At 70.8% G+C, this 15,641-nt stretch carries 15 protein-coding genes; 10 read left to right on the top strand and 5 right to left on the bottom strand.

Features of this window, described 5'->3' with window-relative positions; translation table 11 throughout:
- Nucleotides 1–73 precede the first annotated feature (73 nt).
- The 5 genes from ACZ66S_RS09045 (at nucleotide 74) to ACZ66S_RS09025 (ending at nucleotide 5,333) form a co-directional block, all read left to right on the top strand.
- On the top strand, nucleotides 74–922 hold the full coding sequence (locus ACZ66S_RS09045; protein WP_469900718.1) for a menaquinone biosynthetic enzyme MqnA/MqnD family protein: 849 nt from the start codon (nucleotides 74–76) through the stop codon (nucleotides 920–922).
- Nucleotides 923–960: 38 nt separating this feature from the next.
- On the top strand, nucleotides 961–2,781 hold the full coding sequence (locus ACZ66S_RS09040) for a serine/threonine-protein kinase (protein ID WP_469900716.1): 1,821 nt from the start codon (nucleotides 961–963) through the stop codon (nucleotides 2,779–2,781).
- Entirely contained in the window at nucleotides 2,778–3,506 is a 729-nt protein-coding gene (locus tag ACZ66S_RS09035) for a prepilin peptidase (protein WP_469900714.1), read from the top strand. The genes ACZ66S_RS09040 and ACZ66S_RS09035 overlap by 4 nt, the downstream gene beginning before the upstream one ends.
- Nucleotides 3,507–3,577: 71 nt before the next feature.
- Nucleotides 3,578–4,777 carry a cyclic dehypoxanthinyl futalosine synthase gene (mqnC, locus tag ACZ66S_RS09030; RefSeq protein ID WP_469900713.1) on the top strand — a complete coding sequence of 400 codons (1,200 nt, stop codon included), beginning with the start codon at nucleotides 3,578–3,580 and terminating at the stop codon, nucleotides 4,775–4,777.
- A gap of 7 nt (nucleotides 4,778–4,784) precedes the next feature.
- Nucleotides 4,785–5,333, top strand: a complete 549-nt coding sequence (locus tag ACZ66S_RS09025) for an amidohydrolase family protein (protein WP_469900711.1) — start codon at nucleotides 4,785–4,787, stop codon at nucleotides 5,331–5,333.
- Nucleotides 5,334–5,390: 57 nt separating this feature from the next.
- Here ACZ66S_RS09025 and ACZ66S_RS09020 read toward each other — a convergent pair whose 3' ends face one another.
- Nucleotides 5,391–6,419 (bottom strand): chitinase, encoded by a 1,029-nt coding sequence (locus ACZ66S_RS09020; RefSeq protein ID WP_469900709.1) that lies wholly within the window; start codon nucleotides 6,417–6,419, stop codon nucleotides 5,391–5,393.
- Nucleotides 6,420–6,787: 368 nt separating this feature from the next.
- On the opposite strand from ACZ66S_RS09020, the gene ACZ66S_RS09015 reads away from it, so the two are divergent.
- Genes ACZ66S_RS09015 through ACZ66S_RS09000 form a run of 4 tightly spaced genes read left to right on the top strand, consistent with a single transcriptional unit; the run spans nucleotide 6,788 to nucleotide 11,437 of the window.
- On the top strand, nucleotides 6,788–7,072 hold the full coding sequence (locus tag ACZ66S_RS09015) for a hypothetical protein (protein ID WP_469900708.1): 285 nt from the start codon (nucleotides 6,788–6,790) through the stop codon (nucleotides 7,070–7,072).
- A gap of 17 nt (nucleotides 7,073–7,089) precedes the next feature.
- Nucleotides 7,090–9,393, top strand: a complete 2,304-nt coding sequence (locus tag ACZ66S_RS09010; RefSeq protein WP_469900706.1) for a bifunctional polysaccharide deacetylase/glycosyltransferase family 2 protein — start codon at nucleotides 7,090–7,092, stop codon at nucleotides 9,391–9,393.
- Nucleotides 9,393–10,745, top strand: a complete 1,353-nt coding sequence (locus tag ACZ66S_RS09005; RefSeq protein ID WP_469900705.1) for an acyltransferase family protein — start codon at nucleotides 9,393–9,395, stop codon at nucleotides 10,743–10,745. Before ACZ66S_RS09010 ends, ACZ66S_RS09005 begins: the two co-directional genes overlap by 1 nt.
- Entirely contained in the window at nucleotides 10,742–11,437 is a 696-nt protein-coding gene (locus ACZ66S_RS09000) for a demethylmenaquinone methyltransferase (RefSeq protein ID WP_469900703.1), read from the top strand. Before ACZ66S_RS09005 ends, ACZ66S_RS09000 begins: the two co-directional genes overlap by 4 nt.
- Nucleotides 11,438–11,455: 18 nt before the next feature.
- On the opposite strand, the gene ACZ66S_RS08995 is transcribed toward ACZ66S_RS09000, so the two are convergent.
- Together ACZ66S_RS08995 and ACZ66S_RS08990 are read right to left on the bottom strand one after the other, a co-directional pair.
- Nucleotides 11,456–11,773: a PASTA domain-containing protein gene (locus tag ACZ66S_RS08995; protein ID WP_469900702.1), complete on the bottom strand. Its 318-nt coding sequence runs from the start codon at nucleotides 11,771–11,773 to the stop codon at nucleotides 11,456–11,458.
- A gap of 110 nt (nucleotides 11,774–11,883) precedes the next feature.
- Nucleotides 11,884–12,408 (bottom strand): GNAT family N-acetyltransferase, encoded by a 525-nt coding sequence (locus ACZ66S_RS08990; protein ID WP_469900700.1) that lies wholly within the window; start codon nucleotides 12,406–12,408, stop codon nucleotides 11,884–11,886.
- Between the two features lie 123 nt (nucleotides 12,409–12,531).
- On the opposite strand from ACZ66S_RS08990, the gene ACZ66S_RS08985 reads away from it, so the two are divergent.
- Nucleotides 12,532–13,818, top strand: coding sequence for a geranylgeranyl reductase family protein (locus tag ACZ66S_RS08985; RefSeq protein WP_356587867.1), 1,287 nt, complete (start codon nucleotides 12,532–12,534; stop codon nucleotides 13,816–13,818).
- 163 nt (nucleotides 13,819–13,981) lie between these two features.
- Here the strand turns inward: ACZ66S_RS08985 and def are convergent, their stop codons facing one another.
- Nucleotides 13,982–14,617 (bottom strand): peptide deformylase, encoded by a 636-nt coding sequence (gene def, locus ACZ66S_RS08980; protein WP_469900697.1) that lies wholly within the window; start codon nucleotides 14,615–14,617, stop codon nucleotides 13,982–13,984.
- Nucleotides 14,618–14,752: 135 nt separating this feature from the next.
- On the bottom strand, nucleotides 14,753–15,559 hold the full coding sequence (locus ACZ66S_RS08975) for a C40 family peptidase (RefSeq protein WP_469900696.1): 807 nt from the start codon (nucleotides 15,557–15,559) through the stop codon (nucleotides 14,753–14,755).
- Nucleotides 15,560–15,641: the final 82 nt, after the last annotated feature.

The raw sequence follows: 15,641 nt of genomic DNA, 5'->3' as shown, positions 1-15,641 counted from the left end.
GTTTGAAGATCGCAAAGGCGTTGACCCAGGGGCCGGAGTCCGAAGCGTACCCCAAGGGGTCTAGTGTCGCGATGTGGACAATTCTCGCACCCGGCCGCGCGTCGGCCACATCCAGTTCCTGAACTGCCTGCCCCTGTACTGGGGGCTCGCGAGGACGGGCACGCTCCTCGACTTCGAGCTCACGAAGGACACCCCGGAGAAGCTCAGCGAGAAGCTGGTGCAGGGAGATCTCGACATCGGGCCCATCACCCTGGTCGAGTTCCTCAAGAACGCGGACGACCTGGTCGCCTTCCCCGACATCGCCGTCGGCTGCGACGGCCCGGTCATGTCCTGCGTCATCGTCTCGCAGGTCCCGCTGGACGAACTGGACGGGGCGCGGGTGGCCCTCGGGTCGACCTCGCGCACCTCCGTCCGTCTCGCCCAGCTCCTCCTCGCCGACCGCTACGGCGTCCGGCCCGACTACTACACCTGCCCGCCCGACCTCAGCCTGATGATGCAGGAGGCGGAGGCCGCCGTCCTCATCGGGGACGCGGCCCTGCGGGCGAACCTCCTCGACGGCCCGAAGTACGGCCTCCAGGTCCATGACCTCGGCGCGCTGTGGAAGGAGTGGACCGGCCTGCCGTTCGTCTTCGCGGTCTGGGCCGCCCGCCGCGACTACCTCGCCCGCGAGCCGGTCATCACCCGCAAGGTCCACGAGGCCTTCCTCGCCTCCCGGAACCTCTCCCTGGAAGAGGTCGGCAAGGTCGCCGAACAGGCCGCCCGCTGGGAGGACTTCGACGAGAAGGTCCTGGAGAAGTACTTCACGACCCTGGACTTCCGCTTCGGCGACCCGCAGTTGGCCGCGGTCACGGAGTTCGCCCGCCGCGTCGGACCCACCACGGGTTTCCCCGCGGACGTGAAGGTGGAACTGCTTCGGCCCTAACCTGCATCTGAACCTTGGGGCCTTACGGGGGAGGCAGCATGCAGCCGCTGGGAGTGGACGAGCCCACCGTCGTGGGTCCCTACCGGCTGCTCGGCCGGCTGGGGTCCGGTGGCATGGGCCGGGTCTACCTCGGCCGCAGTGCGGGGGGCCGCACGGTCGCGGTGAAGATCGTGCACCCGCACTTCGCGCTCGACGAGGAGTTCCGCGCCCGCTTCCGGCGCGAGGTGGACGCGGCGCGCAGAGTGGGCGGCGCCTGGACCGCGCCGGTCCTCGACGCCGACCCGGAGGCCGCCGTGCCCTGGGTCGCCACCGGGTTCGCGGCGGGTCCCTCCCTGGCCTCGGCGGTCAGCGACGGGGGACCGCTGCCCGAGCACTCGGTACGGGTCCTGGGCGCCGGGCTGGCCGAGGCGCTCGCCGCCGTGCACGAACTGGGGCTCGTCCACCGGGACGTGAAGCCCTCCAACGTCCTGCTCACCGTCGACGGCCCCCTCCTCATCGACTTCGGCATCGCCCGCGCCACCGACGGCACCGCGTCCCTGACGTCGACGGGGGTCTCGATCGGCTCGCCCGGCTACATGTCCCCCGAGCAGATCCTCAGCAAGGGCGTGTCGGGCGCGGCGGACGTCTTCTCGCTCGGCGCGGTCCTGGCGTACGCGGCCACCGGGGCCCCGCCCTTCCCGGGGGACTCCTCGGCCTCCCTGCTCTACAAGGTCGTCCACGAGGAGCCGGAACTCGGTTCGCTGAGCGGTGAGTTGCGGGCCGTCGTGGAGGAGTGCCTGGGCAAGTCGGCGCAGGACCGTCCGGCTCCGGGCGAGGTGGCCCGCCGGCTGGCTCCGCAGGGCGCGGCCCGGCTGGTGGCGGCGGGGTGGCTGCCGGGGGCCCTGGTGGAGCAGGTGGGGCGCAGTGCCGTGGAGCTGTTGAACCTGGAGGCGGTGGGCGAGCAGCCGTCGGGGCCGGTGGGGTTCAGCAGTCCTTCGGTGGGCGGGGGTTCGGCGTATCCGGTCGGCGCGTTCGGGCCGCCGCCGGTGATGCCGCTGGTGTCGCCGGGGGCCCCGCCGGCTCCCGCGACCGGGCCCCCGGCGTATCCGGTCGTGCCACCGGCTCCCACGGGCACTCCCACCGGGTCCTTCGTGCCGGAGCCCCGGGACGCGGCGCCCCACGAGACGGTGGTGCCCTCGGACACGCGGTCCGGACCCGGAAGGCTCTCCGTCTCCGTGGCCGCCACGTCCAGCGACAACGGCCGCGGGCGTCGGCTGAGTTGCACCGTGGCGCTGGCCGTCGCGGGCGCGATGGCGGCCGTGACCGTGGGGTCGGTGCTGGTGTTCGACCTGCTGCCCGGGCGCGGCGACGACGACTCGGCGAGTTCCCCGCCCGGCAGCGACGCGTACTCCTCGGCGCCGACGTCCGTACCGTCGGCGTCCTCCTCCGCCTCCCCGTCGGGCTCCCCGCCGGGCTCGCCGTCGTCGTCGGGCGAGGCGTCGGGCGAGGCGTCGGGCGGCCCGTCCGAGGTCCCGGCCCGTTACCTCGGCACCTGGGAGGGCCCGGGCACGGGTCTCGGCGGGAGCCTGCCGATGGGGACCTTCCGGATCACCGTCAAGAAGGTGCGCGTCGGCGAGGAGCTGGGCCGCCTCCGGCAGACCGACGCGATCGGCGCGGTCTGCACCGACGTCCTCACCCTGAAGAAGGTCACCGGCACGGAGCTCGTCACCACGGCCGTCGGCGCCGCGGACAACCACGCCGGCTGCAACCCCACCGCCCACACGGTCCGCCTCACCACCGTGGGCGACGACCTGAAGTACACCTCGGAGAGCGAGGCGGAGGGATACCCCGAGGCCCGGATGTCGAAGGTCGGCCGGTGACGGAGCTGCTCGTCGCCGTGGCCGCGCTGTGGGGAGCGGCCGCGGGCGCTCTGCTGCCCCGCGCCGCCCACCGCTTCTCCGTCCCGCCCGAGCACCCGTGGCGCGACACCTGTCCCGACGGACACCCCCTGGGGGGCTGGCTCGGCCGGGCGAGGTGCCGGACCTGCGGCACGCGGCGGTCGTACGGCAGCGGGGCCCTGCTCCTGCCCACCGTCACCGCGCTCGGCTGCGCCGCCCTCGCCGCCGCCACCGGCACCCGCCCGGAGATCGCCGTCTGGCTGCTGCTCGCCCCCGTGGGCGTCCTGCTGGCGGTCGTCGACCTGCGCGTACGACGGCTGCCCGACCCGCTGACCCTGCCTCTCGCCGCTGCCGCGCTCGTGCTGCTCGGGCTGGTCTCCTTCGTGCCGGAGCACACCGGCACCTGGTCGCACGCCTTCTTCGGCGCCCTCGCCCTGGGCGTCGGCTACTACCTGCTGTGGCGGATCAACCCCGGCGGCATGGGCTTCGGCGACGTGAAGCTGGCGCTCGGCGCGGGCGCGGTCCTCGGCTGGTACGGCTGGGACACCGTGCTGCTGGGCACCTTCGCCGGCTTCCTGCTCGGCGCGCTGTACGGCGGTGTCCTGGTCCTGCTGGGCAGGGCGGGGCGCGGGACGGCGATCCCGTTCGGGCCGTTCCTGATCGCGGGGGCGTACGCGGGACTGCTGGTCGGTGCGTACACGGCCTGACATCCGGCTTGTCCGAGGGCTGGCGTAGGCTGGCCCAGACCGCCCGAACCCTTGACGAAAGGCACGCCCCGGTGACCGAGAAGGCCGACCTTCAGTCCGTCCTCGACCGTGCCGCCGAGGGTGGGCGCATCACTCCGGAGGAGGCGCTCGACCTCTACCGCGACGCCCCGCTGCACGCGCTGGGCTCGGCGGCGGACGCCGTGCGCCGCCGCCGGTACGCGGGCACGGAGCACATCGCGACGTACATCATCGAGCGGAACATCAACCACACCAACGTCTGCGTCACGGCGTGCAAGTTCTGCGCGTTCTACGCCCCGCCCACCGCGAAGGACAAGGGCTGGACCCGCGACCTGGACGACATCCTGCGCCGGTGCGCGGAGACCGTCGAACTCGGCGGCACCCAGATCATGTTCCAGGGCGGCCACCACCCGGACTACGGCGTCGAGTACTACGAGAAGCACTTCGCCGCCATCAAGAAGGAGTTCCCCCAGCTTGTGATCCACTCGCTGGGCGCGTCCGAGGTCGAGCACATGGCCCGGATCTCCGAGGTGAGCGTGGAGGAGGCGATCCAGCGCATCCACGCGGCCGGTCTCGACTCGTTCGCCGGCGCGGGCGCCGAGCTGCTGCCCGAGCGCCCCCGCAAGGCCATCGCGCCGCTCAAGGAGTCCGGCGAGCGCTGGCTGGAGATCATGGAGACCGCGCACAACCTGGGCGTGGAGTCCACCTCCACCATGCTCATGGGCACCGGCGAGACCAACGCCGAGCGCATCGAGCACCTGCGGATGATCCGTGAGGTCCAGGACCGCACGGGCGGCTTCCGGGCCTTCATCCCGTATCTCTACCAGCCGATGAACAACCACCTGAAGGGCCGCACCCAGGCCACGATCTTCGAGTACCTGCGGATGATCGCGATCTCCCGGCTCTTCATGGACAACATCGCCCACATCCAGGGCTCCTGGCTGACCACCGGCCAGGACGCGGGCCAGTTGACGCTGCACTACGGCGCGGACGACCTCGGCTCGGTCATGCTGGAGGAGAACGTCGTCTCGGCGGCGGGTGCCAAGCACCGCTCCAACCTCCAGGAAATGATCGACATGATCCGCACGGCGGGCCGTGTCCCGGCTCAGCGCGCGACGACGTACGAGCACCTGGTGGTCCACGACGACCCGGCGGACGACCCGGTCGACGCGCGCGTCCAGTCCCACATCTCCTCGACGGCGATCGAGGGCGGCACGGCCCACCCCGAGCTGAAGATCCTCGCGTCCAACTAGGCCCGCCGTGCTGACGATCCACACGGCCGACGTCGTGGTCCCGGGCGGGGAGAGGCCCTCGCTGCCCGGCGGGGCGGTACTGGTCGAGGGCCGTCGGATCGCGGCCGTGGAGGCGTACGACGACCTGGTGGCGGCCCACCCGACGGCACGCGTGCGCCGCTGGCGCGGCCGCCTCGCCCCCGGCCTGCTCAACCCGCACGGCCGTGAGCTGCTGGAGCAGTCCTACCACCCGGACCCCCGCGAAGACCTGGGCGACCAACCCCTCACGGGCGAGGCCCTGTCGGCCCTGGCCATGACGGACACCCGGTGGGGCGCGAGCGCGAGACGCGGTGTGCAGCGGTTGCTGGCGCAGGGGACGGTGGCGGTCGTCGGCCCCTTGCAGCGTCCCGCGGTGATCGACGCCGTGCACAGGTCGGGCCTGAGGATCGAGCGCGGCTTCACGGAGGAGCCCCTGATCCCGCTGCTCCCGGGCGCGGACGCGACCTTCGTGGTCTTTGCGGCACCGGAGTGCGTGGCTACGGTGATCAGGGGCCGCTTGCTGCACAGGCGCAGGTAGTTTCCCCAGGGGCGCGGGGAACTGCGCGACAAGCCCCCACCGGCCGGTACCCGGGAATCAACCGGAGAGCGCCTCCCCGAACGCCCCGGCAGACTGAGAAACGCCACTGCAATTGGTCAACGGGTCGTCCTCATCGGAATCCCCCGACTCGCACTGCTGATCCCGGAACGTCGACCACATCGACACCCACGCCACCTCCTTCAACTCCGCGAACTCCCGCACCTGCGCCGCGTCGGACAGCGTGAGCGTCTCCCCGTCCACGTCGTTCGTCCCGATCATCGACGTGAGCGCCATGGCCCGCCACGCGGTGGCGTCGGACGTACCGAAGACCGACTTCAACTGCGCCTGCGTCGCCTTCGCCGAGGTGATCGCGTAGTCCCCCATGTCCCCGTCGTACGACTCCCCGTAGTTCATCGTCATGATGTTGACCGTCGACACCTGGACCGCGTTGTTGTTCGCGGACTCCAGCAGGGCGACGCTGTCGTCGTCGAGCCCGGACGGCATCACGGGAAGCGTGAACGAGACGCGCAGATCGCTCCGTTCCCGCTGAAGCAGTGCGATCGCCTCGGAGCGCAGGTCCACCGAGTCCGAGTCGGTCAGCGCGTCCCCCTCGACGTCGAAGTCGGCCAGCGAGGAGTCGGCCGCGTCCAGCGCCTTGCCGTACGCGGCGGCCAGTTCCGTGGCGCTGGAGCATGTCTCGGCCAGCTCCTTGCCGGACGCCCCTCCGAAGGAGACCCGCACCTCGGCGCCGTCCTCCTTCAACGCGCTGATCCGGGACGCGACGGACGAGTCCCCGATGGCGGTCGTGCCGTTCCAGGACGGTGTGCAGTCGCTGCCGTCGGCGATCACGAACGCGAGGTTGTACACCGAGGGCGAGCCCGCGGAGTCGTTGTCGGAGGCCTCGGTCGCGCTGACGTAGGGCGCGTAGGAGGTGACCGACGACGTGGACGGCGAGGCCGACGGTGACGTGCCGCCCCGATCCGACGGCTTCGCGTCCGAGGTGCCGTCCGATTCCGCGGAGCACCCCGCCGTGGCCAGGGCGATCAGACAAGTGAGCCCGGCCATCGGCTTCAGGAAACTCCGCATTTCGCATGCACCCGCTCTCGTGAGGTCACTTTCGGAGAGCGAATGTCTCACACCCGGCTGGGGCTCACGAGGACAGTCCCTGAACAGCGAACCCACGGACGAGTTGGGTGGTAAGGAGCGAATCGGCCGCGCAAGGCGGGCATTTGGCCCCCCTCACCCGGCGGAGCGGCGCGCAGGGTTTCTGGGAACCTCTCAGGAAACAGACAGCATAAGAGGTTTCTCATATGCACCTCACAAGAACGCCAAATCTGGACACATAAAGACTCCCTAATGTCTGGGGAATGCATTCCGAGCCTGCCACCGAAAACCGCGCCGACTCGCGCGGTCGCCGCCGCAAACGCGGCAGTAACGGGTCCGCCGAGGGGCCCGTGTTCGTTGACAACTCCGGACGCCGCTCCAAGCTGCTGCGCCGGATCGGCCTCCTCCTCGGCGTCCTGTCCCTCGGCTACGCCGTCGTCCTGGGCCTGGCCTTCATGGGCATCGGCGTCTCCAGCACCACGCTGCTGCCCTTCGCGGGCGGCCCCGGCAACTCCTCGAACTCCGGCCCCGGCGGCATCCAGCCGCAGGGCGGTATCGGCACCCCGCCGGCACTGCCCACCGGCACTCCGCCGAGCGCCGCCCCCACCGCGACCGCCTCCGCGGCCTCCAACTGACCGGAACGGCCCACCACATGACCACGACGACGCCCTCCCGCGGCCGCCGGCGTGCCCCCTCCCGCATCGAGCGGGCGGCGGGCAAGGCCGCGGCGCTGCAGAAACCGCGGGTGATCCTCGCCCTGCTGCTCCTGCTCGGTCTGACCAGCGTGATGCTGCTCGACGGCTATCTGCGCGCCGAGGTCGGCGGCGACCAGCGGGTGCGCGACGGCGCCAGCTCCAGCAAGGTCCCCGACAAGATCATCAACGGCGGGCCGATCATCAGCTTCCGGGGCGGCCAGGCGACCACGACCTCCGTGCCGGACAAGACGATCGCGCTCACCTTCGACGACGGCCCCAACCCGACGTACACGCCCCAGGTGCTGGAGATCCTGGAGAAGTACGACGTCCCGGCGACCTTCTTCGTGGTGGGCTCGATGGTCTCGCGCTACCCGGGGATCGTGAAGGACATGGTCGACCAGGGCAATGAGGTGGGCATCCACACCTTCACCCACGTCGACCTCTCCTACCAGAGCGACGCCCGCATCCGGCGCGAGATGACCCAGACGCAGCTCGCCCTCGCGGGCGCGGCCGGCATCACCACGACGCTGTTCCGGGCGCCGTACTCCTCGGAGACGGACGCGATCGACAACTACAGTTGGCCCGTCTACAAGAAGCTCGGCGAGGAGGGCTACACCAGCGTCTTCGTCGACACCGACAGCGACGACTGGAAGAAGCCGGGCGTCTCGAAGATCGTCAAGTGGGCCACCCCGTCCGGGACCTCGGGCGCCTCCGTGCTGATGCACGACGCCGGTGGCGACCGCGAGCAGACGATCAAGGCGCTGCCGGAGTACATCGAGAAGATGCGGGCGAAGGGCTACACCTTCACCACCATCAGCGGGGTCGTCGAGGCGCAGAACACGGGCGCCGCGGCCGGACAGCAGACGAACGCGCCGGCCGGCGCCACGGCCGGACAGCCCCAGAACGGCGACCTGAACGGCACCGCGGGCGGTGACCTGAACGGCACCGGCCGCCTCCAGGCCGCGCACCGCGAGGCCACCGGCACGACCCTGTACGAGGGCAAGGCGCTCGTCGTGGCCGTCGCCGTCGCCGAGTACACCGTGCCCGCGCTGTCGGCCGGACTCGTGGTCGTGGGTGTGGCCGTCATGGGTCGGTTCGGGATGATGCTGATCCTCGCCCGCCGCCACTACCGGCAACGCAACAGACGCCGCTTCTCCTGGGGGCCCGCGGTCACCCGGCCGGTGACCGTGATCGTCCCGGCGTACAACGAGAAGGAGTGCATCGCCAACACCCTGGAGTCGCTGGCGAAGAGCACCCATACGATCGAGGTCATCGTCGTCGACGACGGCTCCTCGGACGGCACCTCCGAGATCGCCCGCGAGGCGGCCCGCGCCCTGGGCATGACGAACGTCCGGGTCATCCGCCAGGAGAACGCGGGCAAGCCGGCCGCCCTCAACAACGGTGTCCGCAGCGCCAGTCACGACATCGTCGTGATGATGGACGGCGACACCGTCTTCGAGCCGGACACCGTACGGCAGCTCGTGCAGCCCTTCGCCGACCCGGAGGTCGGCGCGGTCGCCGGCAACGCCAAGGTCGGCAACCGCAACACCGTCATCGGGGCCTGGCAGCACATCGAGTACGTGATGGGCTTCAACCTCGACCGCCGGATGTACGACCTGCTGCGCTGCATGCCCACCATCCCGGGCGCGATCGGCGCGTTCCGCCGCGAGGCGGTCCTCCAGGTAGGCGGCATGAGCGAGGACACCCTCGCCGAGGACACCGACATCACCATCGCGATGCACCGCGCGGGCTGGCGGGTCGTCTACCAGGAGCACGCCCGCGCGTGGACCGAGGCACCGGGCTCCCTCAAGCAGCTCTGGTCGCAGCGCTACCGGTGGTCGTACGGCACGATGCAGGCGCTGTGGAAGCACCGCAAGTCCCTCACCGACCGGGGACCCTCGGGCCGCTTCGGGCGGGTCGGCATGCCGCTGGTGGTGATCTTCCAGATCGTCACGCCGGTCTTCGCCCCGCTGATCGACGTGTTCACCGCCTACTCGATGATCTTCGTCGACTTCCAGGCGGCGCTGTACGCGTGGCTCGCGGTCCTCGCCGTCCAGCTCGTGTGCGCGGCGTACGCCTTCAAGCTGGACAAGGAGCAGTACCGCTATCTGCTGATGATGCCGCTCCAGCAGCTCGCCTACCGGCAGATGATGTACCTCGTCCTCATCCACTCCTGCATCACCGCGCTCACCGGCGGCCGTCTGCGCTGGCAGAAGCTGAAGCGCACCGGCGAGGTCGGTACCCCGGCGGGGGTCGGCTGATGAGCTGGGAGCAGCAGGGGTACCCGCACCAGGGGTACCCGCAGGGGTATCCGCAGCAGTACCAGGGATACGGGCCCGAGCACGGGTACCCGGAGTACGCGCAGCAGCCGTACCCGCAACAACTGCATCCGCAGCAGCCGTATCCGCAGCAGTACGTGGAGAACGGGCAGCGCGCGGACCCGGTGCCGGACGCGACAGCCCCCTTGCCGGTGGTGGAGCCGGAACCGGAGCCACCGGTCCCCGCTGCTCCCACCGACGCCGAGGCGGAGGAGGAGAAGCCTCCGTCTCGGCCCCCCGGCCGGGACCGCTACTTCGACACGCTGCGGGCCGTCGCCCTGATCCGGGTCGTCAGCTATCACACGTTCGGGTGGGCCTGGGCCGGCATGGTCTTCCCCTCCATGGGCATCATGTTCGGCCTGGCCGGCACGCTCATGGCGAAGTCCCTGGAGCGCCCGGCGGCCACGGTGGTCCGCAGCCGGATGCGCCGCCTGCTGCCCCCGTTCTGGTTCTGGGGCGTCTTCGTGGTCCTCGCGATGCTGGTCCACGACTGGATGCCGGGCTGGCAGATCGTCTTCTGGGTCGTGCCGCTCGGCGACCCGCCCGGCAACGCCTGGGGCGAGCAGGCCTGGGAGATCCTCTGGTACCTGCGCACCTACCTGTGGTTCGTCCTGCTCTCCCCGGTGCTGCTGAGGGTGTTCCGGCTGGCCCCGGTGCCGGTCCTGCTGGCGTCCCTGGCCCCGATCGTGGTGTTCCAGTTCCTGTGGGAGCCGCCGGACAACCGCCTCGGCAGCGCGCTGACCGACCTCGCGATCTTCCTGTTCTGCTGGATCCTGGGCTTCGCTCACCGGGACGGGGTCCTGGAGCGGTTCAAGCCGGTCGCCGTCGTGGTGCTCTCGCTCGCCGCGATCGGGTTCGGCGGCTGGTACGCCCTCACCCACCAGGCCGAGACGGGCTCGTACGACCTCGACGACATCCCCCTCGCACAGGCCTTCTGGTCCGCCGGGTACGTGACGCTGCTGATGTGGGCCAAGTCGTACTTCGGGATCGACTTCGCCTGGCTCACCCGCTTCCGGCGGACCGACCGGATCGTGACGGTCTTCAACTCCCGCGCGGTGACGATCTACCTGTGGCACGAGATCGCGCTGATCCTCGCGGTGCCGCTGATCGACCAGTTCTGGAACGTGCCCGCGTTCGAGAAGTGGCTGCCGCTGGAGAGCCAGTGGTTCATGTTCGGCGTCGGCTGGATCCTGATCGCGGTGTTCGTGCTGCTGTGCGGATGGGTGGAGGACGTGGCCGGGAAGAAGAAGCCGCAGCTTCTTCCGGGAGGGCGGCCTGCAAGAATGGGGACGTGACCCGCGCTTCCCTGAACAAGCAGCCGCACGAAGTCGCCTCGATGTTCGACGACGTGGCGGAACGGTACGACCTGACCAACGACGTGCTGTCGCTGGGCCAGGACCGGGTGTGGCGCAAGGAGGTCGCCAGGGCCGTCGACGCCCGCCCCGCCCAGAAGATCCTGGACCTGGCGGCGGGCACCGCCACCTCGTCGCTGCCCTTCGCCCGCACCGGCGCCTACGTCGTGCCCTGCGACTTCTCGCTGGGGATGCTCCGGGTCGGCAAGCGGAACCACTCCTGGCTGCCGTTCACCGCGGGCGACGCGACCAGGCTGCCCTTCAAGGACGACACCTTCGACGCCGTCACCATCTCCTTCGGGCTGCGCAACGTCCAGGACACCGACTCCGCGCTGCGCGAGATGTACCGGGTGACCCGGCCCGGCGGCCGGGTCGTGATCTGCGAGTTCTCCCACCCGACCTGGGCGCCCTTCCGCACGGTGTACACCGAGTACCTGATGCGTGCCGTGCCGCCGGTGGCCCGCGCGGTCTCCTCCAACCCCGACGCGTACGTCTACCTCGCCGAGTCGATCCGCGCCTGGCCCGACCAGCCGGCCCTCGCGGAGCGCCTGCAGAAGGCGGGCTGGTCGAAGGTGGCGTGGCGGAACCTCACGGGCGGGATCGTGGCCCTGCACCGGGGCGTCAAGGCGGGCTGACCGGCGCGGCGCGCCGGCTCAGAGTCCCGTCACACAGCGGACCACGTACGGATCGCCCGGCTCGTCCAGCTCGCGCTGGAGACCGCCGCTCGGGGGCCTGGGGACGCGGGGCTCGCGGATGCCGCCGCCGCCCTCGCCCGGACCGAGGTCGAACCACACGTACACCACCGAGTCCCGCGGCACCTCCGCGCCGGCCTGCGGGTACTGGCGTACGACGTAGTCCACGACGGCCTGGTGGAAGTCCTTGCGATCCGGCGCGCTGACGAACAGGCCCTGCGCTTGGGCCGTCTCGCGCGCGTCCATGGCCATGAGTCCGACCAGACGCGGTACGCGCACTTCGGGCGTCTTGGGTGTTATGCGCACAGATGTCACCCCCAGCGGTACTGGCAGGGTAACTCCGGCCCGGGGCGGGCCGGAAGTGCCGGGTGTCTTTCTGTAGCAGATCGCTACTCTGGGTAACCCCCCTGGAGGGGGAGCCGGAAGCAGAGCGCCTCTTCCTGGAAGAGAGGGTGCGGATAGGTCTCCGCGAGTTCCATTCCGAGGCGCTTGGTGACCGCGATCGACCGTTCGTTGCCGGGTCTGACCATCGCCACCACGTTCGTGACACCCGCCGCCCGGAGCCGCTCCAGCGTCATCCGCGCGGCCACCGTGGCGTATCCCCGGCCCCAGTACGCCCGGCCGAGCCGCCACCCGATCTCGATCTCGCCCGTCGGCCCCCAGTCCCGCGGCCACGGCTGGGCCCCGGTGAAGCCGATGACCTGCCCGTCCTCGCCGACCATGGTCCACAGGCAGAAGCCCCGCTCGGCGTCGTGCCGGCGCTGCCGCGCGGTGAGCTCCTCGTAGACGGACAGCTCCGCGGGCCTGCCGCCGTGGAACTCCATGACGTCCGGGTCGTCGAAGAGCCGGTGCCAGGCGACGGCGTCCTCGTCGGTGGGCACACGCAGCCGTACTGCGGGCAGAGCTCGGTTCACTGGGGGCAGCCCTTCAGCCGGGTGATCAATTCTGCTGAATAGACTGCCCATGTCCAGTGCCGGTCGGCACGCGGATTCAGAAGTTGATTCCGAACTTGATTCCGAGCCTGGGGAGAGCCTGCCGTGACCGAGCCCCTGTCCGAGAACACCGCCGATGTCATCGTCGTCGGCGCGGGGCCGGCCGGCTCCACGACCGCGTACCACCTCGCCAAGTCCGGCCTCGACGTGCTCCTCCTGGAGAAGACCGAGTTCCCGCGCGAGAAGGTCTGCGGTGACGGCCTCACGCCCCGTGCCACCAAACAGCTCGTGGCCATGGGCATCGACATCTCCGAAGAGGCCGGCTGGCTGCGCAACAAGGGCCTGAGGATCATCGGCGGCGGCGTACGCCTCCAGCTCGACTGGCCCGAACTCGCCTCCTTCCCCGACTACGGCCTCGTCCGCAAGCGCGACGACTTCGACGAGCAGCTCGCCCGCCAGGCCCAGAAGGCCGGGGCCCGGCTCTACGAGCGCTGCAACGTCGGCGCCCCGATCGTCGACGACCGCACCGGCCGCATCACCGGCGTCCACGCCAAGCTCGGCGAGGAGAAGCGCGAAGTCACCTTCCACGCGCCCCTCGTGGTCGCCGCCGACGGCAACTCCACCCGGCTCTCCCTCGCGATGGGCCTGCACCGCCGCGAGGACCGCCCGATGGGCGTCGCCGTACGGACGTACTTCGAGAGCCCCCGGCACGAGGACGACTACCTGGAGTCCTGGCTGGAGCTGTGGGACCGCCGCGGCCCCGGCGAGGACCGGCTGCTGCCCGGCTACGGCTGGATCTTCGGCATGGGCGACGGCACCTCCAACGTCGGCCTCGGCGTGCTGAACACCTCCGACTCCTTCAAGGAGCTCGACTGGCGCGAGGTGCTGAAGGCGTGGTGCGCCTCCATGCCGGAGGACTGGGGCTACACCCCGGACAACATGACCGGCCCGATCCGCGGCGCCGCCCTGCCGATGGCCTTCAACCGCCAGCCGCACTACACCAAGGGCCTGCTCCTGGTCGGCGACGCCGGCGGCATGGTGAACCCCTTCAACGGCGAGGGCATCGCCTACGCCATGGAGTCCGGCCAGATCGCCGCCGACGTCATCGTCCAGGCCCACGCCCGCGCGACGCCCGCCCAGCGCGAGATCGCCCTCCAGCGCTACCCGCAGGTCCTCAAGGACACCTACGGCGGCTACTACACGCTCGGCCGCGCCTTCGTGAAGCTCATCGGCAACCCGAAGGTCATGAAGATCGCGGCCCAGCGCGGCCTGACCCACCCGCTGCTGATGAAGTTCACCCTCAAGATGCTCGCCAACCTCACCGACCCCACGGGCGGCGACGCGATGGACCGGATCATCAACGGGCTGAGCAAGGTGGCGCCGAAGGCGTGACGACGGGCCCGCACCGGAGCACCGTGGAGGCATGGACGCAGGGCTCGCGCTGACCGTGTTCGTCATCCTCATCGCGGTGTCGGTGTGGGCCCTGGTCCACGCCCTCAGGCGCTGAGCGAGCCCTGAGCGCCGCTCAGCGCCCCGGTGTCGTCCTGAGCGCCGCTCAGCGCCTCGGGGCCCTCAGCGCCGCGACGTTGGCCGCCCGGCGGGCGTACACCTCCTCCCGCCGGTCCGCGCTCTGCCGCAGCGCCTCCTTGCGGTCCCGCCGGGACAGCCGGTCCAGATACACGTGCCCGTTCACATGGTCGGTCTCGTGCTCCAGGCACCGCGCGAAGTAGCCGGTCCCCTCGATCACGAGCGGCTCGCCGTCCCGGTCGAACCCCCGGACCACGGCCCGGTCCGGACGCGGTACGTCCATGACGGCGCCCGGCACCGACAGGCACCCCTCGCTGTCGTCGAGCAACCTGCGGCCGGCCGGGTCCAGTTGGTCCAGCACCGGGTTGACGACGTGTCCGACATGCCGGACTCCGTCGTCGTCCGGGCAGTCGTACACGAAGAGCCGCAGATCGACGCCGACCTGGTTGGCCGCCAGGCCGGCCCCCTCCGCGATGTACATCGTCAGGAACATGTCGTCGATCAGCGCGGCGAGATCGGGTCCGAACTCGGTCACGTCCCGGCAGGGCTTGTGCAGCACCTCCTCGCCGACCTCGGTGACGCGTCGGACCTGACCGCGCCGGGCCTCGGGGGCGAGCCGGGGATACGAGTCGGTGGGCCTGCCTTGCACGAACACACTGGGCATGCGGATGTCTCCTGTCCGGTAGGGGCGGCGCGGACGCGCACCGCGGACACTCATCCAACCCCCTGCACGGCAGAACGGAAGGGCCGCAGCCCCCGAGCGGCTGCGGCCCTTCCGTGCGTTCGTGCTGTCCCGGTGTCAGAGCACCCGCACCGCGCCGGTCGGCGGGTCGTAGGACAGCGGCTTCTCGACGACACCCGTCGAGGGGTTCTGCGCGCCGACGAACATGCCGTCGCCGACGTAGACCCCCACGTGGTACGCGCTGCCCGCGCTGCCCCAGTACAGGATGTCGCCCGGCTGGAGGTTGCTCAGCGAGACCTGGGTGCCGGCGGTCGACTGGGCCTGCGAGACGCGCGGCAGGTCGATGTTGATCTGGCTGAACGCCGCCTGGACGAGGCCGGAGCAGTCCCAGGAGTTGGGGCCGGTGCCGCCGGAGACGTAGGCGTCGCCGATCTGGGCCTTCACGAAGGCGATGACGGCCGCGGCCGAACCGGTGGCGGTGGACGAGCTCGTGGAGACGTCGGCGCTCGCGGAGGCGGACAGCGTGGTCCGCTCGGAGCTGCGCGAGGCAGCCTCCTCGGCGGCGGCCCTGCGGGCCTCCTCGGCCTTCTTCTTGGCCTCGGCCTTCTTCTTGGCTTCCGCGAGGTCCGCCTTGGCCTGCTTCGCGGCCTTCGCCGCGGCCGCGTCACGCTCGGCCTGAAGCTGGTAGTCGGCGGCCGCCTGCTGCATCGCGTCGGCGGACTCGGCGACCTGGCTGCCCAGGTCGGCCGAGAGGGTGGGCAGTTCGAGGGTCTGCGTCGTCGACTCGGCGGCGAACGCCGTGGCCGACGCGCCCGCCGCTGCCATGCTGAGCACGCCACCGGCGACTCCGGCACGCACGGCGATCGAAGTCGTCGCGCTGCGGCGGGGTTTCCGGTGGCTGCGTATGTGAGCGGTGTGGGACATGAGACCAACTGGTATCAGGGGCTCCTCCATACCTTCAAGAAACGTGGGCTGCGCCACAGTTGTTCAATCGACGGCCCGAATT

The sequence above is a fragment of the Streptomyces sp. NPDC107471 genome, assembly GCF_055582845.1.
This window is presented reverse-complemented; position numbering and strand designations above follow the sequence as displayed.

Coding starts and splice junctions, on each gene's coding strand:
- ACZ66S_RS09040 (WP_469900716.1), top strand. CDS start 961: ATGCAGCCGCTGGGAGTGGACGAGCCCACCGTCGTGGGTCCCTACCGG.
- ACZ66S_RS09020 (WP_469900709.1), bottom strand. CDS start 6,419: ATGCGGAGTTTCCTGAAGCCGATGGCCGGGCTCACTTGTCTGATCGCC.
- ACZ66S_RS09010 (WP_469900706.1), top strand. CDS start 7,090: ATGACCACGACGACGCCCTCCCGCGGCCGCCGGCGTGCCCCCTCCCGC.
- ACZ66S_RS09005 (WP_469900705.1), top strand. CDS start 9,393: ATGAGCTGGGAGCAGCAGGGGTACCCGCACCAGGGGTACCCGCAGGGG.
- def (WP_469900697.1), bottom strand. CDS start 14,617: ATGCCCAGTGTGTTCGTGCAAGGCAGGCCCACCGACTCGTATCCCCGG.
- ACZ66S_RS08975 (WP_469900696.1), bottom strand. CDS start 15,559: ATGTCCCACACCGCTCACATACGCAGCCACCGGAAACCCCGCCGCAGC.